Origin of the sequence: Streptomyces cucumeris (assembly GCF_024295805.1) — a bacterium.
Lineage (GTDB): Bacteria > Actinomycetota > Actinomycetes > Streptomycetales > Streptomycetaceae > Streptomyces > Streptomyces cucumeris.
This window is the reverse complement of sequence record NZ_JANCLX010000012.1, coordinates 135,750-158,667: the sequence shown is the minus strand read 5'-3', so window position 1 is coordinate 158,667 and position 22,918 is coordinate 135,750. Positions and strand designations below refer to the sequence as shown.

Here is a 22,918-nt window from a genome sequence, read left to right as displayed (position 1 = left end):
GGGAGAGTCGATGCGCATCATTCCGAGCGAGATCTCGAACAGCACCAGGAGCCAGGCGGAGCGGAGCGTGTTCGCGGCGCTCAAGGCGATTCCGGATGACGAGAGCGTCGCGCTGCACACGGTTCATCTCCCCCGACACCACAAGAAGCGCGTCGGCGAGATCGACTTCGTCGTCTTCATGCCTGGCCTCCTGCTCTTCATCGAGGTCAAGGGTGGTGGGGTCCGCCAACGTGACGGGAAGTGGTACTACGGTCCGCCCGACCGCGAGGACGGCCCGAAGGAGAGCCCTTTCGCGCAGGCCAGCGGCAACATGCATGAATTCGAACGTGCGCTCGGTGAACAGATCGGCAACCTGAGGGACCACGGTGTCCCCAGCGGATACCTTGTGATCACCACGGATGTCGACATCCAACGCACGACCGAGTTCCAGCCCGACCAATATCTCGGTGCCACCGCGTATGCCGGTGGACGGGGCCTGGCACAGGGCATCGAACGTGCCACGCGCTTCTGGCTCAGGCGGAACAAGTGGGCCCGAACTCCCATCTCAGCCTCCCTCCGCAAGAAGATGGTCAACACCGTCCGCCCGAACTTCGACCGCGTACCCAATCTGCAGTCCCGGCTGTCCCACCTCGATGTCACCTTCGAGCGCCTGACGAATGAACAGTTGGACAGGCTGGACGAATTGGAGTCCAATCCACGTCTCATCTGGACCGGTGGAGCGGGCACCGGCAAGACGTTCCTGGCGGCCGAGGCCGCCCGTCGAAGGTCTGCCCACGGCAGTGTCCTGTTCACGTGCGCGAGCGCCACCCTGGCGACCCATATGGCGCGCATACTCGACGACGACGCGATCACCGTCCTGCCCTTTGACCGCCTCGATGAGGTTCGGGGTCGCTTCTTCGACCACTTGATCGTGGATGAGGCGCAGGATCTGATGACGCTCGAGAGTCTCGACACCCTGGAGGCTCTGGTCCCGAGTGGCCTCGCCGAGGGGCGATGGATCTTCATGCTGGATCAGAACAACCAGCTGCTGAATCCGGATACCTACGATCCGGACGCCTGGCAGTATCTGCAGTCGTTGGGTCTGGTGTACGGGCCCATGAGGCGTAACTGCCGCAATACGGTGCAGATCGTCAACCAGGTCCGTCTCTACACGGGTGCCGACCTGGGAGTCGCCTCCGCCGGTGAGGGCGGGCCTGTCCGCTTCACAGACGTGCGCGACGCCCAGGACGAGGCCGCCGCCCTCGACGCCTATGTGAATGAACTGGTGCAGGGGGGAGTCTCAGCTCGGAAGATCACCCTTCTCTCCGCCACCGGGGACTGGGACAGCAGCTCGGCCCGTCTGTCACAGCGGGCCTCCAAGATCGAGCGGTTTACCGAGGTCGTCGGCACCGATTACACGAAGCGGCGTCCCAACTGGTCGTCCATTGCGGACTTCAAGGGCCACGAGAACCACGTCGTGTGTCTGATCGACCTCGAGCCCGGACACCTCGAGGACGGCCTCGACGCGCTCTACGTCGCCTGGACCAGGGCTCGCGCCCAGCTCTGGGTCGCCTGCCGGCCCGGCACCCGCCAGACGCTGAAGGATCTGGGCATGGCCGCACTGAAGCGGGAAGGGCATCTCAAGTGAACGACACCGCATCGCCGCTTTCCGAGCACCGCGCCGGATTCGTTGCGTACCTGCGCCGGCAGTTGGTCGGCCCGGCGGACACCGAGGACGAGACGCTCGTCGACCCGCCCGATCGGCGTTATCTGATGGGCACCTTGTATCCGCGTGGCGCGCCCCTGCTGGAGCACGCACAGGACGATGGCGAACACGAAGTCAGCGAGACCGCGGCCGGAAACGGTGAGGAGGACACCTTCGCCGACGATCCCGTGGCCGAGGCCAACGCGTGGCTTCCGTCATCGCTCGGCTTCTCCTTCTTCACCGATGCCCGGAGCATCGAGGTGACGTGCGAAGCGTCTCGCTACGTCACACAACGCGAGGGGGGTCGCCGCAGTTGGCAACGCCAACCTCGGCTCTCCACGATGTCCACCGTGACCACGGAGCAGAGGGCCCCGATCCCCGTTCTGGACGGGCACGGTCGTCTCCACGTTCGTTGGCGTCCCTTCGCGGCGGGCCATCTCGTCACCTGCGTACTTGCCAATGCGCACGACGAGGAGGAGAGCGCCCACAAGGAGCGGGACCTGATGCTCTTCCAGGTGGGTGTTGCGGCAAGGACGATCGAGGGCCGGATCCTCGAGTATCCGAACAGCCGCCTCAACAGTCGCGACGAGGAGGAGCAGGAGCTACGCGTCCAATACCGGGACATCGTGACGAGAGCCGTCGGTCACGGATGCGCCGTCGAATGGGACGACGGGCACGACCAGGGCCAGGTCACCACCGTGCGAGCACAGGTCATGCCGCAGCAGATGGTGGCGCACATCAAACCGGATGGGCCCAAGGACCTGCCGGTACTCAACCTCAAGCACCTGTCACGGCCGGAGTTCTCGGCAGACGACCTCCGCCGAGAGCTGCAGTCGTTCGTCTCGGGGTATCGCGAGTGGTTCGATGTCCAGCAGGCGCAGCAGAAGGATCTGCCGACCTGGGCCGCAGCGCCTGCGGAACAGATTCTCAACCGCATCAAGACCGCGCTCTGCCGCATGGAGTCAGGCGTGGATGTGCTCACCGCGCCGACCTCATCAGGGGAGGCCGCACGTATCGCCTTCCAACTGGCCAATCGAGCCATGGCGCTCCAGATGCTCCACAGCGGTCCGGATATGGCGGGCCGCCGGCGCCGCAGGAACAGCGATGTCGTGGAACTGAGGGAGCCCAAGTCCGACTACGCCTGGCACCCGTTCCAGCTCGCCTACTTCCTGCTCGTAGTCGAGGGCCTGATGAACCCCGAGCACGAGGACCGGAAGACTGTCGACCTCATCTGGTTCCCCACAGGTGGAGGTAAGACGGAGGCCTACCTGCTCACCGCCTGCTTCGAGATCCTCTGGCGGCGCCTGCGGTTCGGTGCCGCAGGCGGCGGCACGGCCGTTCTGAGCCGATATACGCTGAGTCTGCTCACCACACAGCAATTCCAGCGCACGGCTACGGCCATCTGCGCCTTGGAGTACATCAGGCGAGGTGATGATGGGGCATTGCCCCACGATCTGGGACAGGAGCCCATCTCCATCGGTCTGTGGGTGGGCAAGGAGACGACACCGAACAAGATCTCCGATGCGGAGGACGAGCTCGCCACTCTGAAGCAGATAAGCGAGCCAGACGATCGATTCCTCTTGGAACGCTGCCCGTGGTGTGGAACCGAGATCGTTCCGGAACGACACGGCCAGGACAGGGACTTCGGCATCCGGGCGGACGGCGTCAGCACGTCGTTCTTCTGTCCGCGTGAGAGGTGTCAATTCCACCAACGGCTCCCGGTCTCCGTGGTGGACGAACAGATCTATGAGGAACCCCCGACGTTCCTTCTCGGGACCGTGGACAAGTTCGCGCGCCTCGCGTGGGAGCCGAAGGCGGGCAGCCTCTTCGGGAAGGACGGCAGGCGCGCACCCTCGCTGGTGATTCAGGACGAGTTGCATCTGCTCGCAGGCCCTCTGGGCACGACGGTCGGCTTGTACGAGTCCGCCATCCTCGAACTGTGCGCCTGGCGAGGCACCGCCCCGAAGGTCATCGCGTCGACAGCGACCATCCGACGGTCCCAGGACCAGATCCGGGGCCTCTACGGTCGGCCCGCTCAACTCTTCCCCCCGCCCGGGCTCACGGCGGGACAGTCCTACTTCGCCTCGCCGGACAAAGAGAAGCCCGGACGCCTGTACGTGGGCGTCATGGCTCAGGGGCACACCGCCTCGACCTCGACGGTCCATGTGGGTGCCGCAGCCCTGCAGGCACCGATGGACATCTGTGACGAGGAGGCCCTGCGCGACGCATACTGGACCACGGTCGCCTACCACAACAGCCTGCGCGAACTGGGTCGAACCATAACGATCGCCAGGGACGACATCCCCGCGCGTCTCGAGCATCTGACGAAGGACGCCAGCCGACGGCGCGAGCTCGACGAAGATTCCGTGGTCGAGCTCACCAGCAACATCCCACGCGCCGCACAACCGCGCCTGCTCGAGCGCCTGGGCAAGGGCTTCAAGGAGCGCGGCAGCGTCTCGTTCCTCGCCACGACCAACATGCTGTCCGTCGGGGTCGACGTGAAGCGGCTCGGCCTCATGGTCATGAACGGGCAGCCCAAGACCACATCCGAATACATCCAGGCGACCAGCCGCGTCGGCCGTAGTGATGTACCGGGTCTGATCATCACGCTCTTCCGCTCGACCAAACCGCGCGACCGTTCCCATTACGAGTCGTTCGGTGTCTATCACCGCGCGCTCTACCGGCACGTGGAACCCACCAGTGTCACCCCGTGGTCCTTGCCTTCTCGCAACCGCGCGCTGCACGCGGTGCTCGTCATCCTCGTGCGACACGGACTCGGGCTGAACGCGGAGGACAGCGCGGGAGACATCCTCGATCATGCAGAAGGAGTCGCGCGGATTCGTGACCTCATCGTGCACCACGTGCGACAAGCCGACCCGGAGGAAGCCGAAGCCGCGGCCGAGAGACTCGACCATCTGATCGAGACCTGGCAGCAAGAAGCCCAGTCCATGCGTGGCCAAGGTGACAGCCTCTATTACCGACCCCAAGGGCGCTCGTACACGGCGCTCCTCACCGACTTCGGCAAGCAGGGCGGTGTATGGGAGACGCCACAGTCGATGCGCAATGTCGATCGTGAGTGCTTCGTCCGGGTGAAGGGAACCTGAAAGCAGTGAAGGATATTCGCCGCAAGGTCCGCAGAGCACAGACCATCGTTCCCTTCGGCGTCGGGGGAATTCTCGACATCCGAGGCGAATCATTCGTTGCCGCCGATATCCGGAGCTGGGCAGCGAGCGCCGAACGGGTTGAATCACCTCGGCTCGCACAGAAACTGGGGGTCCAGGAATTCCGGGCGGCACCTGTCATCCCCTCCGGCAAGGCCGCCTTTGCAAGCCGCATCGGACCCACCTATGTCCGGTTTCCCAAGTGGCTCTTCTGCCCTCGATGCAGGAACATGCTGCTCTGGCACCCCGGTCGCGAGGTGCGGGACGGACAGCCTGCCTGCGGGCGTTGTTCGGAACGGCCGCAACTGGCACCGATGCGTTTCATCCAGCTGTGCAAAGCAGGCCATATGGCCGACATCGACTGGCATCGATGGGCCCATTCCAGGAGCGAAGGACATTCCCAGCGGCAATGCCAGGCTCAACGACTCCGCTTCCTGGCCAGTCCTGATTCGTCCGGCCTGGAGGCCCTGCGCGTCGTTTGTGCTATCTGCCCGGCGGGGCGCAGTCTGGCGGGGATCAGTCAAAAGAATATCCTGGCACAGACCGGTCTTTCATGCCCCGGAACTCACCCATGGGACTCAGAATCCGACGAGGCCGATCCCTGCGAGGAGAAGCCTCGAGCAGTACAGCGCGGCGCCTCCAATGTATACTTTCCAATCACACACTCCGCGATCGACATTCCCGCGCCCGAAGGTCTGTCCGAGGACGACGAAACCGTCCAGAAGATCGTCAACAATCCTCTCTGGCCACACTTCAAAGACGCGGACGGTGGGCCGGTATCCGATAACCTGAAGGCTGCGATCGCCCTCCAGTGCGACGTCCCGGAGGCGTTCGTGGAAGCCGTGCGACGTCGGCATTTTGATGAGGTCACAACGGTGTCATACCCCACCGACTTCGACCATGACCTCAGCATCGCCGAATGGGCTGCCTTCTCCGAGCCGGAATCGGTCACCAACTCGAAGACATTCTTCGTGCGCCGCGTCGATTTGGGGATCGGGCCCGACGATCCGGAATCCCTGCGGAAGCTGCGAGCGGGCTTCTCGGCAGTCGTCGTCGCGGACCGAGTGCGTGAAGTGCGGGCGCTCGAAGGGTTCTCGCGGTACGAGCCCGTCTCCGGCGATGGCGAAGAAGAGCAAGGCGGCCGTTTCGTGTCGGTCAATACGCACCGCCGAGCCTCATGGCTGCCCGCAGTCGAGACCTACGGTGAAGGCATCTTCATCGCCGTCGACGAGGAACGCGTAAGCGCTTGGGAGCAACTTCCGTCGGTGCGTGATTGGACCCGAAACATCGAGACCAATCTGGGCGCCTCTTTCAAGGCCGACCGACTGAGAGGCAAGTCGGGCCCGATTCTCCTGCCGCGCTTCGTGATGCTTCACACCCTGGCCCATCACTTCATCCGTCAACTCTCCTATGACAGCGGGTACAACGCGGCATCCCTACGAGAACGCGTCTACGCCCGAAGCCACGCCCCGGGTCTCGATCTGGCGCCCCAGGCCGGCGTGTTCATCTACACCGCCGCCGGTGATGCCGAAGGCACCCTTGGCGGACTCGTCCGCCAAGGGCAGCCGCCGAACCTGGCGGAGACTCTCATCAGGCTGCTCGAATCGGCACAGTGGTGCTCGCAGGACCCCCTGTGCGCCGACTCCACCGGCAGGTCTCTGGCGAACCTCAACCGTGCCGCCTGCCACGCGTGCACGCTGCTTCCGGAGACTTGCTGCGAGATCGACAATTCCCTCCTGGACAGAACGCTGTTGATCGGTGAAGGCGATGTCCCGGGTTTCTTTCGGGACGTCCTCCAGGCCGCCCTCGAGGAGTCGGCCGGAGCCGTCGATCCGTCATGAGAATCCCTTCACTCCTCGATCTCGAGACCGAGCAACACGCCGTCGCGGACCTCCCTTTCCACGGAAGCCACGTCATCATCGGAACACCTGGCTCCGGAAAGACCGTGATGGCCGTCTATCGCGCCTGGGCGCTGGCGACCGCCGGCCGTGACGTCACCCTTCTCACCCGCTCCCATCTGCTGCATCAGTACCTCGCACAGATGGCACCGGACCTCACGGAAGCTCTCCACACCACGACCTTCCACCGGTGGATCCGGGACTTCTGGCGCGGGCACTTCCGGATCGACCCCCCACACATCGACGATGAGGGATGGTGCTACGACTGGGCCGATATGCAGAGAGACTGCGTTCTTCGCGAGGTCAGATCCACCGCATCCCTCGTGATCGACGAAGGGCAGAATCTGCCTGTCGGCTTCTATCAGCTCTGCCGCCTGCTAGGTGTCAACGTCACGGTGTTCGCAGACGAGGCCCAGCGGATCGGCGACGAGGAGAGTACCGTATCCGAGATATCCCGATGCCTCGGAGTGCATGCAAATCCGCTCGCACTGTGGGGGAATCGCCGGAACAGCCGGGAAATCGCGATGCTGGCATCGGAGTTCCGAACCCGGAACCAGTGCGAGATGCCTGTCCCGACTCGCACCGGCAGTACCCCCACCGTCCTGAAGGTGCCTTCCTTGGAGTACCTCCTCACTGGAATCTCTCGGTACTTCGGCGCGCATCCGGAGCGGAGCATCGGAATCGTGTGCCGGTCGACTCGCTTGGTGCGGTATGTACAGAGCGGGCTGACTCGATTGGGGCTATCCCAATACACACAGGCCTATGTGTACGACGACCGTTACCGGAAGACCGTCGACTTCTCGACCCGCCCCATCCGGATCGTGAACACGGCGAGTATGAAGGGCTTGGAGTTCGACAGCGTCTTCGTCCCGGACATGGACGCGTACACGGAGGACCCGACAGGAGTGGACGCGCGTCTTCGTCTCTTCGTGCTGTGTACGCGCGCTCGCGAGGACCTTCACTTCGCCCACCGCGGGCCTCGCGAGCCCGCCATCCTGTCCAGCATCCCGGAGTCGTTGTTGGCCCGGCACGTCGGTTGATCTCGCAGCGCGCCGACGATACGGCCGTACGGCTGTACACCGTCACGCCGCCCGTACATGACTCGAAGTGTCCCGGCGCAGCCATGTCGGGACCCCCGCCCTCGTACCCGAGTGGAGCTGAGGTACAGCTCACCTGGGAGTTCTGGTGTCCGTGCCCGGCGTCACGGGGTGCTGCGTAGGGTCGGGGCAACGACGAGCGGGAGGTATCGGGATGGCTGGTGTTCCGGCGGGTGTGGTGGCCGCGGGTGGGTTGGTCGGCGGGTACGGGGTGGCCCGGTGGACCAAGCGGCGGCCGCTGGGGGGCGTGGCGTTGGCCGCCGCCGGGGCCGCGGCCGCGCGGGGGTGGCGGGAGAAGGCCGGGAACGGGACGGCGGCGGCGCTGAGCGGGATGTACGTCGCGGCGTTCGCCGGCTCGCATCCCCTGGCCAAGAAGATCGGGGCCTGGCCGTCGGTGTTCGCCGTCGCGGGTGGGGTCGCCCTCGCCTCCTGGGCCCTCGCCGACCGGCGTTCGTAGCGGGCGCCGCGGCGGCCGCGGCGGGCGGAGCCGTTTCCGCCCGCCGCGTGCGCGGCTCAGGCCGAGGCGCTGGTGAGGAGATCCAGCTCCGGCGGGGTCAGATGGAGGTCCGCCGCCGCCAGGAGGGGCGGGAGTTGGGCGAGGTTGCGGGCGCTGGCGATCGGGGCGACGACCGTGGGCCGGGTGGCGAGCCAGGCCAGGGCGACCGTGGCGGGTTCGGCTCCGTGGTGTGCGGCCACCTCGTCGAGGGCCGCGAGGACCTTCCGGCCGCGCTCGGTCTCCAGGTGCGCGGCCGCACGCGGGGAGCGCGCGCTGTCGACCGCGGTGCCGGGGCGGTACTTGCCGGTGAGGAAGCCCGCGGCGAGCGCGAAGTAGGGGACGGTCGCCACACCGTGCCGGATGGCCACATCGGCCAGCGGGCCCTCGAAGGTGTCGCGTGAGACCAGGTTGTAGTGGGGCTGGAGGGCGGCGTAGCGGGCCAGGCCCTCCTGGGTGGCGAAGGCCAGGAAGGAGTCGAGCCGTTCGGCGCTGACGTTGGACGCGCCGAGCTCGCGCACCTTCCCCTCCTTCACCAGTGCGTCCAGGGTGGTGGCGATCTCCTCCACGGCCACCGACTCATCGTCGTAGTGGGTGTAGTAGAGGTCGATGTAGTCGGTGCGCAACCGCCGCAGGGAGTCCTCGATCCCGGCCCGGATGGTGGCCGGGGAGAGTCCGCGGCGCTCCGGGGCGCCGCCGACCTTGGTGGCGAGGACGACCTCGGAGCGGTTGCCGCGGGAGGCGAACCAGTTGCCGAGGACGGTCTCGGACTCGCCGCCCTGGTTGCCGGGCACCCAGGCCGAGTAGACATCGGCCGTGTCGATGAAGTTGCCGCCGGCGGCGGCGTAGGCGTCGAGCACCCGGAAGGACTCGGCCTCGTCCGCGGTCCAGCCGAAGACGTTCCCGCCGAGGGAGAGCGGGGAGACGGAGAGGTCGCCGATCTTCTGCTTGTTGTCAGCCATGCGTTACTCCAACGCACCTGTGGGTGACGTTGTTCCAGGGCGGACGGCGGCGCGCACACAGCTTCCGGACGTGAACCGGCGGCCCTGGCGTCAAGGGGGGAGAGAGCGCCAGGGCCGCCGGAGTATGCGGATATCAGGAGTGCGTGGGCATCAGGGGTGCGTACGCATCACGGGTTCTGTCCGTGCTCGCGCAGCCACGGCATCGGGTCGATCGGGGAGCCGCCGCCCGGGCGCACCTCGAGGTGGAGGTGGGGACCGGTCACATTGCCGGTGGCGCCGACGCGGCCGATCACATCGCCGGTGGTCACCTTGCCCGAGGTGACGACCATGGACGACAGGTGGCAGTACCAGACCTCGGTGCCGTCATCGAGCTTGAGCACGATGCGGTAGCCGTACGAACCGGCCCAGCCCGCCTGGGTGATGGTGCCGCCGTGGACCGCCTTGACGGGCGTACCGGTCGGAGCGGCGAAGTCCTGTCCGGTGTGGTCGGCGGACCACATGTCGCCGGCCTGGCCGAAGCCCGCGGTCAGGGTGTATGAGGCGACGGGGAGGGCGTACGCGGCGGCCAGCTTGGCGCGGCGCTCGGCCTCGGCCTTGCGCTCGGCGGCCTCCTTGGCCTTCCGCTCGGCTTCCTTCTTCTTGGCCGCGGCCTCCGCCTTACGCTCGGCCATCTCGTCGGCGACCTTGTCCGCGGCCTTCTGGGCGGCGGCCTCGGCGGCGGCGGTGCGCTTCTCCTCGTCGGCGGAGTTCTGCTGGTTCTCGGCCTGCTGGAGGATACGGGCGCGCAGCGCCTCACCGGCGTCGGTGGTGCCGCTCGCCTCGTCCTGGGTGGTCAGCCCGGCCTGGGAGAGGGGGGCCGCGTCGGTGGTCGCGGAGCCGTCGTCGTCGGAGATCAGCGAGCCGATACCGGGGATGTTCCCGGCGTCCGGGAGCCGGTCCTTGACCTCGTCGGCGACGTGGGCGAGGTCGGGCATGGAAATCGGGGCCGCCGGACGGTCCTTGGCGCTGGCCATCCCGCCCGCGCCGACCGCGGCGATGACACCGACGCCGAGCACGGCGCCGCTGCGCGCCATCGTGCCGCCCCGCTGCTTCACCACGCGGTGCCGACCGCGTACGGAGATGGACTCCTCGGTGGGGTTCCACTCTTCCCAGGTCTCGCCGTCGGGCCCCGGGCCCGCCGGGCCCTCGGCGCCGTTCACCGCGTACTCCCCCTGGTCGGCGGCGAAGCTCGCCTCCTCGGCGAAGCCCCCTTCAGTGGCGAATCCGCCACCGGACCTCACGCTTCCACTCGCATCGAAACCGGGGCCATAGGCGGTGGCGGTGCCGGAACCGACGCCCGATGCGCGGTATGGAGCCTCGTCCAGGACAGACCTGTTGGACGCCACTGGGGCGCACTCCTTTCCTTCCCTCTCGCCTACCGGGTTAGCTGACGGGTTCGGAGCAGGAAGGTCTCCTACGGGTCAGGTTCGACCCGATTCACCCCAAGGTGGTGGTTCCCCGGTTCCCTTGGTGCTGTTGTGGTGCAGTGCTACTGCTGCCGCTGTGCGTTACGGGATTCGGCGACGGCGCACGGTGCCGCCCTTGCGACGGTTGTGACGACCGCGCTGCGTTATCGAACGTTAATAGAGAGCGCTATGTGATTCCAAGCTGTTCTGAGGAATCAGCACAGCTTTGGTCTGAACTTAGCCACCAATTCTGGACATAAAGGGGCGAGTTACCCCCCCAGGGAAAGGGTGTGCAAAACCCTGGAACCGCTGATCGTGCATCAATTGTTATGCGTAGAGGACATGGTCAACTACGGTCCGTGGCCGGGGTCCTTCACGAGTCCCTCACCATTGCCGTCACCACCGCCACCGCCACCACCGTTGCCGTTGTTGCGGTGGCGCAGTGCGAGCAGCGCCATGTCGTCCGACGTCCCGCCGCCGGTGTGCAGCTCGACATCGGCCACCAGCGCGTCCAGCAGCTCACCCGGTCCGTCGAAGCGGCGACCGCGCAGCCGGTCCTCCGGGTCGTAGAACACACCCTCCCGGTCGCGCGCCTCCGTCACCCCGTCCGTGAAGAGCAGCAGGGTCGCGCCCTCGGTGAAGCGCAGCTCGGTCACCCGGTCCGGCCAGCCGCCCAGTTCCCCCATCCCCAGCGGCAGCGCCGACGCCGCCGGGTCGACCCGGCGCACCGTGCAGCCGCCCCGGTCCGTCCGGCCGCCGTCGGCCCCCTCCAGCAGCAGTGGCGGCGGATGGCCGCGGTTGATCACCCGGAGGGTCGAGTCCCCGCGCGGGATCTCGGCCAGGACCGCCGTGGTGAACCCCTCGAACCCCTCGAGGTCCGCCCGCCGCGCACCCTCGCGCTGCAACGCCCGCTCCAGCCGGCCCGCCAGCCCCTCCAGCGTCGTCTCCTGCTCCGCGGCCTCCCGGAAGGAACCGATGAGGATCGCGACCGTCTCGACGGCCTGGAGCCCCTTGCCGCGGACGTCGCCGACGACCAGCCGAACGCCGTGCGGGGTGTCCTGCACCGCGTACAGGTCACCGCCGATCGCGGCGTACCGCTCGGCCGCCACATAACGCGCCGCGACGTCCAGCCCGGCCAGCCGGGCGGGCGGTACGGGCAGGACGGCCCGCTGGGCCGCCTCGGCCACGCCGCGCGCCGAGGCCAGCCGACGGTCGCTGCGCCGCACCAGGCGGTTGATCAGGAGCGCCAGCAGGGTGACGGTGGCGACGGTGATGATCTCGGACAGGGCCTGGCTGGGGTCCTTCACCCCGTGGAACTCGGCCAGCGTGACCGCCGCGGCGATCGCGAGGACCGCCGTGAGGACGGTCTCCCACAGCCCGAAGAGCGGAGCGGCGACCAGCGGGGCGGCGGAGAGGAAGGGGCCCGCGGTGTAGTTGGCCGGGGAACTGAGGTCGAAGATGATCCCGCCGACGATCAGCAGCCCGGGGATCCAGCGCGCCAGCCGCCGGCCCAGGGCCGCCCTGGGCGGCTCATCGGCCGACGCGCCGCCCGCGGTGGCCCCGGCGGGCCCGTTGGCGGCGTTGGTGTCGACGAGCATGTGGAGGCGGCTCCGGGGGCGCGAACGGGACCGGGACAGGCGCCCCGAGGTCGCTCCCCGCTCCGTACGGGCGCTCGTACGAGCCCCGTTCCCTCGCACCCGCACCGGTCTCTCTCGCTTTCGCTGGTCCGCAGCCGGAGCGTCCGGTCCTCACGGCCGCCGTCCGTCACCCCAGGCTTCCGGCTGACGGGCCGCCGGGCGAGCCGGTGTCGTCCATGTGGGTGGGCGGGTGGCGGACCGGTCCACGGGCGGCTCCGGTCGGTCCGGGCGGCCTTCCGCGGAGCCGGAAGGAGCGGGGAGGGGTGGGAAGACCCGAGGGCGGACGCGCGGGCGTCCGGTGGCCGGGGCGTGGGTCAGAGATCGACGCCGAGCGCGCGGGCGTGCCGGTCCGCCGCCAGTTCGGCGGACACCTCGTCGAGGTAGACCTCGCACACCAGACGGCCGTCGTGGGTCAGATTGTGCTCCAGCTCCCACAGCACGATCTCGTCCCCGCCGGCCAGCAGGAAGGCGTGCTCGTAGAAGCGGCACCAGGTGGTGTCGGGGCCGCCGGAGCGGCGGCGCGGCTTGGGTGCCAGCGCGATGTCATGGGCGAACGCGGTCTCCAGCAGCCGCTCGGTCTCCCCGCCCGGCCGGTCGGGGTTCTCGGCGCGGCGCAGCACCCGGCGGGCGTGGTCGGCGGAGTTGTCGGCCACATAGGTACGGGGGGACTCCACCGGCTCGGTGGCCTGGTGCAGCAATTGCTCGGGCAGCCAGAGGGGTAAGCCGTCGAGCTCGTCCCAGCGGGTGCCGCCGATGCGCTCGTGGACCCGGCGCTCGGCCAGCGCGAGGGCGTCCTCGTCGGCGTAGAGCTCGTGGTGGGGTCCGTCGCCCGGACCGGTGCTGTGCTCCAGCTCCCACAGCAGCAGGCTGCTGCCGTCCGGGAGCAGGAAGACATGGCGGTAGGTGCTGTAGCCCAGCGGGCCGGAGGGATCGTTGCACTGGCGACAGGAACGCAGCTCGGACTGGTGCATCAGGGCGCATCGCGCCCGGGTCAGCACCGCTTCGCCGATCTCGAACCCGTTCTGCGCGCGGGCGAGCAGCCCGTCCATCAGCTCGGCGGGGGTCCCGCCCGCTCGTGAGTGCCCCATGTCCGTCCTCCCGCCTCCCGGCCTTGATGCGCCGCGCCCCCCGGGCGACTGCTTCGCGCACTTAGCGTAGCGGCGTGAACACGGGCCGCGCTGCGGTTCGGCGAAGCTGTCGATGTGACTGTGCCTCACCTACGTCAGCGTCACCGCACCCGGATGTATCACTCGTCCGGCCCGGCCGCGGGGACGGCGGTCCGCGCCCGGTGATCGTGACCTCATGGCGCGGGCCGCGGTGACGGCGCCGGCCGAGCGGCTCGCGACCCTTTCTTTTATAAGGAGGCACCGGCGCTCCGCACTGCTCCAAATGCCACTCGTCCCGGTATCGATTGCGGGAATCACCGGGAACACGCACCGCAGAAGTCGCGCTATGCCGGACGGGTGAAGCTGAGTGGTGAACCGAAGCTTTAACTGATGAGCTTCGTTGAGTCAGACGTCCGTGAATTCGCGGAGCAACCCAGACGGAGGAATTAAGTGAACATCGGCAAGAAGGCAATTCTCCTGACCGCTGCTGCCGGCGCCCTGGTCATCGGCGGCGCCGGCGGCGCCCTGGCCCACGACGGTGGCGACGGTTTCGTCGCGCAGCTGAACCACTGCGACGTGGCCACCGGCACCATCGCCACGGTCGGTGGAGCCGCCCCGACCGGCGACACCAACGTCGGCGCCGACTGCATCAACTTCACCAACAGCTCCGGCCACGTCTTCCAGAGCAACGAGTGCGACACCGCGACCGGCCTCATCGCCCCGGTCGGTGGCCTCGCCCCGACCGGTGACGTGAACGTCGGCTCCAAGTGCACCAACATCGCCATCGACGACTGAGTCGCTGACCCGTTCGCGGTGTTCCCGCACCCAGCCGGAGCTCCGTGACACATCCCCCCGTTGGGACCCGCGGCCCTGGAAGCTCCCCTTCCAGGGCCGCTGCCACGTAAAAGGCTTTCAGCGACCGCCGTCTTTCGTCAGATGCTCGCTGAGATCGCCAAGCATCCACTTGGAGGCTCTTAATGCACATGCGCAAGAGGACGGCGCTTCTCGTAGCGGCCATGGGAGTGCTGCTCGTCGGCGGCGCGGGGGGTGCCGACGCCGCCGACAAACCGGCGCGCCAGGCCCTCCCCACTGACGGAGGCAGCCAGAAGAACCGCTGTGACACGAGTTCGGTCATCGGCGGGATCAACCTGGTGACCTCATCGGACGCCTCGACCGAGACCAATTGCGTCAACTACGCCGAATCCGGTGTCTCCGAGCAGAGCAACCGCTGCCGGACCCATTCGGTGATCGGCCCCGTCACCGTCAATCTGAGCGGTGAAGACGTCACGCATCGGACCAACTGCGTCAACATCAGCAAGTCGGGTGCCGTGTCCAAGCAGTCCAACGACTGCAAGACGACCTCGGTCATCGGCCCGATCTCGATCGGCCCCGGCGAGGTCACCCAGGAGACGAACTGCACCAACCTCGCCGGGGTCGACCCCGCGAACGGGAAGGCGAAGCAGAAGGCGGGCGCCGCGGCCGGCACACAGGGCCGCTGACGGCACCATCGCGGCTCCACCCGGACCAGGGCTCATCGGATCCGTCTTCTCACCTTTCTCATCATGAACGCGACCCCCGGGACTTCAATGCCGGGGGTCGCGTTCCTGTGTTTTTCCAGAACCCGGCCACCGGAAATCTGAATTTCAACCGCACACGCCGACTGAATATACCTTTACTGTGGCATTCGGGTGATGGGCCCGTACGCACCGGATCCTGCTGAACGCATATCTCGTTGATGGGAATGTCTGCGGATCACTCGCGGAGAACCTGATATGGAGGCACCAGCACGATGCAGATCAGCAAGAAGGTAGCTCTCATGGCCGCGGCGGCCGCGGGCACGATGGTCGTCGGTGGCGCAGGCAGCGCGAGTGCTTATGGTCTGTTCCCGCACAACGACGGGGTCCAGCAGTCCAACAGCTGTGAGCTGAACCTGGGCACCGAGGCCGAGCTGCCCCTGCTCTCGACCACCGGTGACTTCGACCCGAACCCGGACTGCGTCAACTTCACCAACCGGCACAGCGTGAAGCAGAGCAACGACTGCGACACCAACGCCGGCCTCGGCGCGTACGCCCCTGTCCTGGCCCCGACCGGCGATGTCGACCTGGGCCCGAACTGCACCAACGTCGCGGTCAAGCCGCCGGTGGTCCACAAGGACAAGGTGGTGCACAAGGACAAGAAGGTGAAGGTCAAGAAGGAGACCAAGGCCCCGGCCAAGAAGCACGCGAAGGCCAAGGCCAAGGTCGTGAAGGCCAAGGCGAAGCACAAGGACTGCTGAGCCCCGCCTCTCCACATGCGCGCCGCGCCCCTGGAAGCGATGCTTCCAGGGGCGCCTGGCGTTCGATGACCGGCCCTCGCGAAGACCTGGCCGTCGGATCAGGTCGTGCAGGTGCCGATGGACGGCTGGCAGTTCGCCGGGTTGTTGGCGAGCACCATGGTGGAGTTGAGCGTCACCGTACCGCCGTCCATGAAGATGCCGCCGCCGGTGCTCCCGGGGCCGCCGCTCGCCGTGTTTCTCGTGATGAAGTCCCCGGTGAGCTGGGTGGCGCCCGCGTGGTTGAACAGCCCGCCGCCGTTCAGGGCGGCCGTGTTGTCCCGCACCGAGGTGCCGGAGACGTTCAGCGTGCTGCCGAGGTTGGCGATCCCGCCGCCGAAGCTCCCGGCGGTGTTGTTCGCGATGGTGCTCCCGCTGATGGTGAGGGGCCCGGTGGACGTGACCACGCCACCGCCTTCGAAATTGGTCGTCTTGTTTCTCTCCACCGTCACGCTGCTCAGCGTCGTCATGCCGTAGTTCGCGACCCCGCCGCCGGTGTTCACGGCGGTGTTGTCGGAGATGTTCCCGCCGCTGACGAGGGCACTGCCCAGGGTATTGATGTGAATGCCGCCGCCGTCGCCCGCCGTATTGCCCGTCACATTCGTGGCCGAGAGTTTCATGGTGGCGCCCGAGGCGACCTCGATACCGCCGCCGAGGTTGCTCGCGGTGTTGCCGGTGACGGTCGCCCGGCTCATGGTCAGGTTGCCGAGCACGAGGACACCGCCGCCGTCCGTCGCTCCCATGTCCGTGGCGTGACCATTGGCCAGGGTGATGTTGTTGACGGTGAGCCTGCCCCCGGCGGCCACCTCGGCGATACGGAAGTTGTCAGCGGCCGCGCTGCGCTGGATGGTGGCACCGAGGCCGGTGAGGGTCACATTGCCGGTGATGATGGGCAGCCCGTCGGGGCCGTTGGCACCGGTGTCCGCCTCGTCGGTCAGCGTGTACAGGCACCCCGTACCCAGGGCCACGGTGCCGCCTGACGGCGCGCTGTTGGCGTCTTCGATGGCGGCGATCAGCGCATCCGTGTCGCCGCAGGGGACGGGGGGCTGGCTCGGTGCGTTGCCGCCGCCTCCGCCCCCGCCCCCCATGTCCTGGGCGGAGGCGGGGACGGAAAGCGCCCACGCCGATACGGCCAGTGCGATGACGGGGATGAAACCGCGGGTCGTTGTCACGCGTCGCACGAGGTGTCTCCTTAAGCGTTCTGAGCGAGCCGAGCAAGCAGAGATCAGCAGCTTCAGACTGTGCGGAGGGATCGCCTTCGGCATCCGCGCGGACCCCGGTCGGGCGATCACGACGTGCGGCGATGGCAGCCGTCCGCACCGGGACGGCCGTTCCTGACCGCGGTCGCGCGACCGTCTGGGGCATGGGAAAACCCCAGGTCAACGACTGAACCTACGGGCATATCGGACGGGTCGTCAGGTATGTGGAGCACACATCGGAAAATTCGCACCTCCGCGATAGGCCGATCGGGGCGGGCCGTTCCGGAAGGGGCGTCAGTTCTCGTTCATGACTGGGGGATGGCCGCCCGGGCCGGCCAAGGCGGCGTAAGCCGGACCGTCTTCAGCGGGACCCGCCGTCGTCCCCCGACGCGGCGGCACGGGCCTTGATCCGCTCCCACGCCTCGCCGGCCGTCAGATCGGTCAGGCCCTCGGTCAGCGGCAGGTGCGCGGCGCAGAACCACTCGGCGTTCTCCGGATGCCCGGTCCAGCCGTCCTCGTACCGCACGGTCGGGCGGAAGTAGACCACGGTGAATCCGTCGTAGCCCTCGTCGCGCGACGGTCTCGCACGGCACACCATGCAGATCGGTGGCATCACGGCCCGGCTCCCCCTGCCCGCTGCTGTCGTCCGCCCTGGTGACGTCCGAGGCCCGTGCCGGGTGATCCCGGCACGGGCCTCTTCGGTGGGTCATCAGGGGCTCGAACCCTGAACCAATGGATTAAAAGTCTGCGGTATTCCCATCGCGGGGTGTTCCGCCTCATCTCGTCCAGTGTCGCCCTGTGCCGAAGAGTCTCGGTTTCCGCTGGTCAGGATACCGCTCGTCATGCCGTCTCGTGCCGCACGGTCCGTCACGTATCGGCGTGTTCCGAAGCGTTCGGGCCAGCAGCGGGCCAGCAGAAAGGCCCCGCCACCTGCGGTGACGGAGCCTCGTTCGTTCCCCTTCAGGATACCGCCGGGGCGCCCCAACTGTCAGCGCCCGGCCGTACCGTGGGTCTCGTCCCTATCCACGCTGCGGGCTGCTGCGTGACTCGGGTGCGCGTACAAGGGCCGGACCTCAGCCGAGGTCCGGCCCTTCGCCGTGCTGGTCACCGCCAAGGGTGGGCACTGACGCCCACCCTTCACTGCTCGACGGGCGCCGGCGCCTTCCGGGCCCGCGGCACCACCGCGGCCGCCCTCTCCGTCAGCTCATCCTCGTACTCCTGGAACATCGCCATGTACGTGTCCGACGTCAAGGTGATCGTGGAGTGACGCAGCTTCACCTTCGCGTCGTGCAGGTCCCCGCCACCCGCCTTCACCAGCCCGGCCGCGCCATGCCGCAGATCTCGGAGGTTGATCGGCGGCAGGTCGGCCGCCTCGTAGATCTTCCGGAACTCCTTGCTGACGACGTCGGGGTGCAGCCAGGTCCCGTCCTCGGCGGTGAACACCTTCCCGGTGTCGGCCCAGTCCGGCGTGTCCCTGCCCGCTGCCCGCTCGCGTGCGGCCTGCTCGTTCCATGCTTCGCGCTCGGCGAGCTGGCGCACGCGGTGCTCGCGCAGCACCACCACCGTGCCGCTGTCGATCTTCACCGAGGACATCGAAGCGTCCGTCTTCGGCGCCGTCTCGATAGGCGTCCACCCGTCCACCACGATCTCGGCCGTGACGTCGATGCGCTTCTCCTCGAGGTGGGCGTCCGGCCACCCTTGGCCAACGCCCTCGCCGCGGCGGAACCCATGATGGGCAACCAGGTGATAGAAGGCGTACAGCCTGTGTCCCTCGGCCTCGTCGAGGAACGCGCCAAGCTGGGCCGGAGTCCAGACCATGACGGGGCTCGGCCTCTCGCCCGTCGCCCGCCAACGTCTCACCCGCTCGTCGGTCCACAGAAGACCCGTCGGCCGCTTCCCGCTCTCCAACTCGACATGCGCGGCCGGGTTGAAGGTGATGAGCTGCCGGGCGATCGCGGCGTTCAGCGCGGCCCGCAGCGTGCGGCGGATGCTCTGCCTCGTCGCCGCCCCGTTCGTCTTCCGGAACGGCTTCATCTCAGCGAGCCGCGCCCGCTCCTCGGCCAGCTGGGCGCGCACGGCAACCGGCGGCCGCCCCGGCTTGGACCAGCGGCAGCGTGCCTCCTGCTCGCGGCGGGCCTGGTTCTCTGCCTCGATGGTCTCGCTGTCCTCGGCGATGGCGTCGAACATCTCCACCAGGTGGCCGACGTTCAGCCGGTCGAGCCGTAGGTGCCCGATGCGGGGCTTCAGGTGTACCCGAATGTGTGAGCCGTAGCCGTTGTTCGTGGTGGGGCGCGTCTTCTTCGAGGCGATCCACACGTCCAGCCACTCGCCCACGGTCATCTTGCCGTCGAGCTCCACGCCCACGCCGAGCTTGCGGGAGACCTCGACCGGCTCGGGGATGGGTCCGCGGCTCTTCATCAGCCCGGCGAGCAGATCGCCGACGCGGCGCTGCGCGTCCTCGTCGTCACCGGCAAGGTCGAGGATGGCGCGGATGCGGTCGAGGTCGGCCTGCGCCTCCGTGACCCTGCCGTAGCCGGTGCGGCGGAAGGGGCGTCGCTTGCCGTCGGCGTCGAGCGGGAGTTCCTGGCGGACCTGGAGTGAGCCGTGGTTCTTCTTGGCCAGCTGGGGGCACGAGGTTCCGAGCAGCTTGCCGTCCGTACCGCGGCACTCGCAACGCTTAGTCACGCCACCGCCGCGCCTAGCTGTAGCCATGCCGCCGCCTCTCTACTCTGACCACTTCGTACTTCGTCAGCAATTCCTCTGGCGAGATCCCAACGATACGCGCAAATGCCTTAATGTACTCCTGCGCTGCCCGAGGGAACGAGTGCTTGAAATAATCACCCCGTTCAATCGCCGCGACGAGCGACGCGTCATGCACACGCATCATCTCTGCGACCTCTTCCACGGAAAGACTTGCTCGAATTCTAGCTTCGCGAAGTTGTTCACCAATGAAGCTAGCGGCAGCGACTGCATCGACGTTCTCGTCGAAAGCCTCGATCGCGTCTCGTCGCTTGACCTCAAACCTAGTTCTTGCCGCTTCCCCTCGCGCCCGGCGGTCCCATTCTGTCAGCAGATCTTGGTGGTCCCAGATTGCCCTGACCGGAGAGAAGGCCCGCTCAATCTCAGGCCAAACCCTGTGAGCCTCCGCTTCAAGCTCTCCCACCAACTCGCGAGTCACGTGCCCTTTCACACTCTGGAGCGCCCGCCCTTCAAACTCGCCCCTAGCGCTTGCTCGATGATCGCGCTCGTCAGCGATGGATCGCCCCCAGAGCCCTAGAGATAGGACCGAGACGAGCCCCCAACTTGGCGCCACCTCTGCAGGCAACTTAATTCGCTTCGCGATTTTTGCCACAAGTTCAGGATCTTGCATGGCCCCATCTTCGGCATCGCGGTATCGAAAGGATGGGTAGGTTCGGCTGAGGAAAAGATCCCACGCCAAGGCTTCCGCGTGCATTCTTGCAGACGTCAAGCTATCGGACGCCTCGTCCTCGCCGGACACCCTGACCCCAGCGACCATGCCGTCGAAAGGGTTGGTGTTGGGCAGAGTGCTAATTGTCAGACGTGAAGCACATGACGCGATCTGGGATGCGGGGATGAAGCGCGTTTTGGAGAGGGGAATTGCGGCCTCGGGCGGGAGGAGCGGTTGATCCCAGCCGCCCAGCTCAGAGACAACGAAGGGCAGCAGCAGCAGCTCCTCGACCGAGAGGTTGCGCGTTCCCGCTTCCAGGGACGCGATGCTTGAGCGACCCCATTTCAGCCCCCAGGCCGCCGCCGCGCTGGCGACGTCCGCCTGCCGCAGCCCGCGATCCTCCCGGAACTGCCTCAGTCGCTCACCAAGCGTCACGGCTAGTGGCCGTTGCTTGTCGTCCTTCGTCATGCGACCACCGTACGAGGAGTGCAGCGTCCAGCGCCAGACGCTCGAGGTTGCAGCGTTCGGTTCCGGACGCTTGACACTCCAGTCACGCCCGTGCTGTCGTTGCAGCGTCAGAGAACAAACTCTGGAGGACGGCAAGCAATGCCAACCAAGGAGCAGGCCAGAACTGTGGGCGTCGGCGCCTGCGATCACACCTGGGTCTCCGTCGACGATCTCGCCGAGGAGCTCAAGATCCCTAAGTCCACGATTTACGGCTGGAAGGCGCGTGGCCGGGGTCCCACGTGGGTCCGCGTCGGAAAGCACCTCCGAGCCCGACGCACGCAGGTGGACGCCTGGCTCAACAGCCTCGCTGAGGGGGCGGCGTGACTATGCCCGCTCGCCGCGAGGCGCTCTCGGTTACCGAGGTGCTGGCCCTTCCCGCCATGGTCGACGGCTGGCCGGACGCCGCCGCAGCGTGTGGCGGCATCTCCCGCACTACCTGGTACGAGCTCGTCGCCAAAGACGATGCGCCAGTGCCCGTGGTCCGGATCGGCCGAGCCATCAAGGTCCGCCGGGCCGACCTCTTGGCCTTCCTGAAGATCCAGGAAAACGACGACAGCGCCGGTGAGGCAACACCGACGCCATCTGTCGAGCACGTCAACGAATCTCAGCAGATCGGAACACGCTCATGAACAGCATGGCACAGGCCACGGACAGCGGGGCGACGACCGCGTTGGAACCGGCCACCACCGCCCCGGCTCTCCCGCCCTGCGTCTTCTGCAAGAAGCCCGGCGCCGACCAGCACACCAGCGAGCAGGGAACCCCCTTCACAACCTGCGCCGACTGCACCGGCGCCTACCTGATCAGCCTCACTCCGGAGTTCCGGCGGCTCTTCCGCAGCACCGATGTGAACCAGGTCCGCGTCACCGCGCCCGGCGCCACCGACTCCCTGATCGTCGCCGAGCCCTTCACCGGCGACGGCCCCAACCCGCGCACCGTCGTCTCCGTGTACAGCGAGGCCGACGCGGGCCGCGACCTCGACGCCGCCGGGCTCACCCAGCTGATCAGCCGCATGCAGACCGCGCTGCCCGGCATGCGTGCGCTGCGCGACCAGCTCGCCGCCATCGAGCAGGAGACGCCCGCTGTCCCGGCACTGCCCGTCGCGCCGCCCACCTGGACGATGCGCACGCACGACGGCGACGAGCACACGGAGACCTGCCCGGCCTGGTGCACCACCACAGAGATCCACCAGCGGGAGACGGAAAGCACCATCCACCCGTCCGACATCTGGCACCAGAGCGACCACGTCGCCATGCCACTGGTCCTCACCGAGAGCCGCGAGACGTACGAGGACCTGGTCCTCATCGCCGACGTCGCCGTGATCCCCCACTCCGACGAGCCCGAGCAGCGCATCCCTCACGTCAACGTGCAGATGATCGGGGACCAGGACTTCTGGACTGGCCCCATGGGCCCGGACGAGTTCGGCACTGTCATCGACCGGCTCGCGGCGCACGTCGACCAGCTGCGGGCCGTCCACGCCCGGCTCGTCCAGGCCCGCGCCGAATGGCAGGCCCGCGCGTGACTGGCCTGCGCACCGCCGACGCGGCCGGGGCGCGGTCCCCGGCCGCTCGGCCCATGTCCCCGCACCGGATCGGAGAGCAGCTGTGAACGAGCCCGACCCGCAGTTCCCGTATCCGCAGGTCACCCTCGCCATGGACATCGACCTCACCGCGCCCGGCTACTACTCGGGCCGCCAGGTCTCCGATGACCTGCGCGACCAGGCCCGGTACGCCGTCGAGGGCAGCGAAGTGGTGGTCCGGCTGGGCCGGTCAGCGCTGGACGCCCTGCCCCTGGAGTTCGGGCGTGCTGTGGCGGCCGAGTTCTACCTGACCGCCACCCGCATCACGGTCACCGTCCCGGGCGGGACCCGCCGAGGGGCGTGGCTCGCCGCCGACGTCCGGCGTCACGTCCGGCAGATGCGCGAGGACCACGCCCAGATGATCGCCCGACACCAGGCGAGTACCGGGTAGCACAGGGCGCGCGACCGAGCCCGGCCCTGACCACCAGCAGGC

20 protein-coding genes and 1 riboswitch are annotated in these 22,918 nt (G+C 67.6%); of the genes, 12 read left to right on the top strand and 8 right to left on the bottom strand.

What is annotated here, in order from left to right; genetic code table 11:
• The first annotated feature begins 10 nt into the window (after positions 1-10).
• The 5 genes from NMK44_RS19910 to NMK44_RS19890 all read left to right on the top strand — a co-directional run bounded on the left by NMK44_RS19910 (position 11) and on the right by NMK44_RS19890 (position 8,297).
• The gene (locus NMK44_RS19910; RefSeq protein ID WP_254744944.1) at positions 11-1,627 is read left to right on the top strand and encodes a nuclease-related domain-containing DEAD/DEAH box helicase; all 1,617 of its coding nucleotides are present in this window, start codon (positions 11-13) and stop codon (positions 1,625-1,627) included.
• On the top strand, positions 1,624-4,788 hold the full coding sequence (locus NMK44_RS19905; RefSeq protein ID WP_254744942.1) for a helicase-related protein: 3,165 nt from the start codon (positions 1,624-1,626) through the stop codon (positions 4,786-4,788). The genes NMK44_RS19910 and NMK44_RS19905 overlap by 4 nt, the downstream gene beginning before the upstream one ends.
• Before the next feature lie 5 nt (positions 4,789-4,793).
• The gene (gene drmB, locus NMK44_RS19900; protein ID WP_254744940.1) at positions 4,794-6,686 is read left to right on the top strand and encodes a DrmB family protein; all 1,893 of its coding nucleotides are present in this window, start codon (positions 4,794-4,796) and stop codon (positions 6,684-6,686) included.
• Entirely contained in the window at positions 6,683-7,783 is a 1,101-nt protein-coding gene (locus NMK44_RS19895; RefSeq protein ID WP_254744938.1) for a DEAD/DEAH box helicase, read from the top strand. The genes drmB and NMK44_RS19895 overlap by 4 nt, the downstream gene beginning before the upstream one ends.
• Before the next feature lie 211 nt (positions 7,784-7,994).
• On the top strand, positions 7,995-8,297 hold the full coding sequence (locus tag NMK44_RS19890) for a hypothetical protein (RefSeq protein WP_254744936.1): 303 nt from the start codon (positions 7,995-7,997) through the stop codon (positions 8,295-8,297).
• A gap of 56 nt (positions 8,298-8,353) precedes the next feature.
• On the opposite strand, the gene NMK44_RS19885 is transcribed toward NMK44_RS19890, so the two are convergent.
• The 4 genes from NMK44_RS19885 to NMK44_RS19870 form a co-directional block, all read right to left on the bottom strand.
• A complete protein-coding gene (locus NMK44_RS19885; protein ID WP_254744934.1) occupies positions 8,354-9,295 on the bottom strand; it encodes an aldo/keto reductase in 942 nt (313 codons plus the stop codon).
• Between the two features lie 167 nt (positions 9,296-9,462).
• Positions 9,463-10,680 carry a M23 family metallopeptidase gene (locus NMK44_RS19880; RefSeq protein WP_374215305.1) on the bottom strand — a complete coding sequence of 406 codons (1,218 nt, stop codon included), beginning with the start codon at positions 10,678-10,680 and terminating at the stop codon, positions 9,463-9,465.
• An 11-nt stretch (positions 10,681-10,691) separates the two neighbouring features.
• A riboswitch (cyclic di-AMP (ydaO/yuaA leader) is annotated at positions 10,692-10,828 on the bottom strand.
• Positions 10,829-11,090: 262 nt separating this feature from the next.
• Positions 11,091-12,338: a PP2C family protein-serine/threonine phosphatase gene (locus tag NMK44_RS19875; protein ID WP_254744932.1), complete on the bottom strand. Its 1,248-nt coding sequence runs from the start codon at positions 12,336-12,338 to the stop codon at positions 11,091-11,093.
• Between the two features lie 353 nt (positions 12,339-12,691).
• Positions 12,692-13,465, bottom strand: a complete 774-nt coding sequence (locus NMK44_RS19870; protein WP_254744930.1) for a DUF6227 family protein — start codon at positions 13,463-13,465, stop codon at positions 12,692-12,694.
• Positions 13,466-13,933: 468 nt separating this feature from the next.
• Between NMK44_RS19870 and NMK44_RS19865 the strand changes: the two genes are divergently transcribed.
• The 3 genes from NMK44_RS19865 (at position 13,934) to NMK44_RS19855 (ending at position 15,758) form a co-directional block, all read left to right on the top strand.
• Positions 13,934-14,278, top strand: coding sequence for a hypothetical protein (locus tag NMK44_RS19865; protein WP_254744928.1), 345 nt, complete (start codon positions 13,934-13,936; stop codon positions 14,276-14,278).
• Between the two features lie 188 nt (positions 14,279-14,466).
• On the top strand, positions 14,467-14,982 hold the full coding sequence (locus NMK44_RS19860) for a hypothetical protein (protein ID WP_254744926.1): 516 nt from the start codon (positions 14,467-14,469) through the stop codon (positions 14,980-14,982).
• Positions 14,983-15,272: 290 nt separating this feature from the next.
• A complete protein-coding gene (locus tag NMK44_RS19855; RefSeq protein ID WP_254744924.1) occupies positions 15,273-15,758 on the top strand; it encodes a hypothetical protein in 486 nt (161 codons plus the stop codon).
• A gap of 98 nt (positions 15,759-15,856) precedes the next feature.
• Here NMK44_RS19855 and NMK44_RS19850 read toward each other — a convergent pair whose 3' ends face one another.
• The 4 genes from NMK44_RS19850 to NMK44_RS19835 form a co-directional block, all read right to left on the bottom strand.
• Positions 15,857-16,975 carry a right-handed parallel beta-helix repeat-containing protein gene (locus NMK44_RS19850; protein WP_254744922.1) on the bottom strand — a complete coding sequence of 373 codons (1,119 nt, stop codon included), beginning with the start codon at positions 16,973-16,975 and terminating at the stop codon, positions 15,857-15,859.
• 379 nt (positions 16,976-17,354) lie between these two features.
• Entirely contained in the window at positions 17,355-17,609 is a 255-nt protein-coding gene (locus tag NMK44_RS19845; protein ID WP_374215304.1) for a hypothetical protein, read from the bottom strand.
• A 521-nt stretch (positions 17,610-18,130) separates the two neighbouring features.
• Positions 18,131-19,705: a site-specific integrase gene (locus tag NMK44_RS19840; RefSeq protein ID WP_254744920.1), complete on the bottom strand. Its 1,575-nt coding sequence runs from the start codon at positions 19,703-19,705 to the stop codon at positions 18,131-18,133.
• The gene (locus NMK44_RS19835) at positions 19,692-20,870 is read right to left on the bottom strand and encodes a helix-turn-helix domain-containing protein (protein WP_254744918.1); all 1,179 of its coding nucleotides are present in this window, start codon (positions 20,868-20,870) and stop codon (positions 19,692-19,694) included. Before NMK44_RS19835 ends, NMK44_RS19840 begins: the two co-directional genes overlap by 14 nt.
• A gap of 138 nt (positions 20,871-21,008) precedes the next feature.
• Here NMK44_RS19835 and NMK44_RS19830 point away from each other — a divergent pair, with 138 nt between their 5' ends.
• The 4 genes from NMK44_RS19830 (at position 21,009) to NMK44_RS19815 (ending at position 22,876) form a co-directional block, all read left to right on the top strand.
• Entirely contained in the window at positions 21,009-21,233 is a 225-nt protein-coding gene (locus tag NMK44_RS19830; RefSeq protein WP_254744916.1) for a helix-turn-helix transcriptional regulator, read from the top strand.
• Positions 21,234-21,235: 2 nt separating this feature from the next.
• The gene (locus NMK44_RS19825; RefSeq protein ID WP_254744982.1) at positions 21,236-21,538 is read left to right on the top strand and encodes a helix-turn-helix transcriptional regulator; all 303 of its coding nucleotides are present in this window, start codon (positions 21,236-21,238) and stop codon (positions 21,536-21,538) included.
• A complete protein-coding gene (locus tag NMK44_RS19820) occupies positions 21,535-22,428 on the top strand; it encodes a DUF6907 domain-containing protein (protein ID WP_254744914.1) in 894 nt (297 codons plus the stop codon). The genes NMK44_RS19825 and NMK44_RS19820 overlap by 4 nt, the downstream gene beginning before the upstream one ends.
• An 82-nt stretch (positions 22,429-22,510) precedes the next feature.
• Complete coding sequence (locus tag NMK44_RS19815) at positions 22,511-22,876, top strand: hypothetical protein (RefSeq protein WP_254744912.1); 366 nt, start codon at positions 22,511-22,513, stop codon at positions 22,874-22,876.
• Positions 22,877-22,918 lie beyond the last annotated feature (42 nt).

Coding starts and splice junctions, on each gene's coding strand:
- NMK44_RS19910 (WP_254744944.1), top strand. CDS start 11: ATGCGCATCATTCCGAGCGAGATCTCGAACAGCACCAGGAGCCAGGCG.
- NMK44_RS19895 (WP_254744938.1), top strand. CDS start 6,683: ATGAGAATCCCTTCACTCCTCGATCTCGAGACCGAGCAACACGCCGTC.
- NMK44_RS19890 (WP_254744936.1), top strand. CDS start 7,995: ATGGCTGGTGTTCCGGCGGGTGTGGTGGCCGCGGGTGGGTTGGTCGGC.
- NMK44_RS19885 (WP_254744934.1), bottom strand. CDS start 9,295: ATGGCTGACAACAAGCAGAAGATCGGCGACCTCTCCGTCTCCCCGCTC.
- NMK44_RS19875 (WP_254744932.1), bottom strand. CDS start 12,338: ATGCTCGTCGACACCAACGCCGCCAACGGGCCCGCCGGGGCCACCGCG.
- NMK44_RS19870 (WP_254744930.1), bottom strand. CDS start 13,465: ATGGGGCACTCACGAGCGGGCGGGACCCCCGCCGAGCTGATGGACGGG.
- NMK44_RS19860 (WP_254744926.1), top strand. CDS start 14,467: ATGCGCAAGAGGACGGCGCTTCTCGTAGCGGCCATGGGAGTGCTGCTC.
- NMK44_RS19855 (WP_254744924.1), top strand. CDS start 15,273: ATGCAGATCAGCAAGAAGGTAGCTCTCATGGCCGCGGCGGCCGCGGGC.
- NMK44_RS19840 (WP_254744920.1), bottom strand. CDS start 19,705: ATGGCTACAGCTAGGCGCGGCGGTGGCGTGACTAAGCGTTGCGAGTGC.
- NMK44_RS19835 (WP_254744918.1), bottom strand. CDS start 20,870: ATGACGAAGGACGACAAGCAACGGCCACTAGCCGTGACGCTTGGTGAG.
- NMK44_RS19830 (WP_254744916.1), top strand. CDS start 21,009: ATGCCAACCAAGGAGCAGGCCAGAACTGTGGGCGTCGGCGCCTGCGAT.
- NMK44_RS19825 (WP_254744982.1), top strand. CDS start 21,236: ATGCCCGCTCGCCGCGAGGCGCTCTCGGTTACCGAGGTGCTGGCCCTT.
- NMK44_RS19820 (WP_254744914.1), top strand. CDS start 21,535: ATGAACAGCATGGCACAGGCCACGGACAGCGGGGCGACGACCGCGTTG.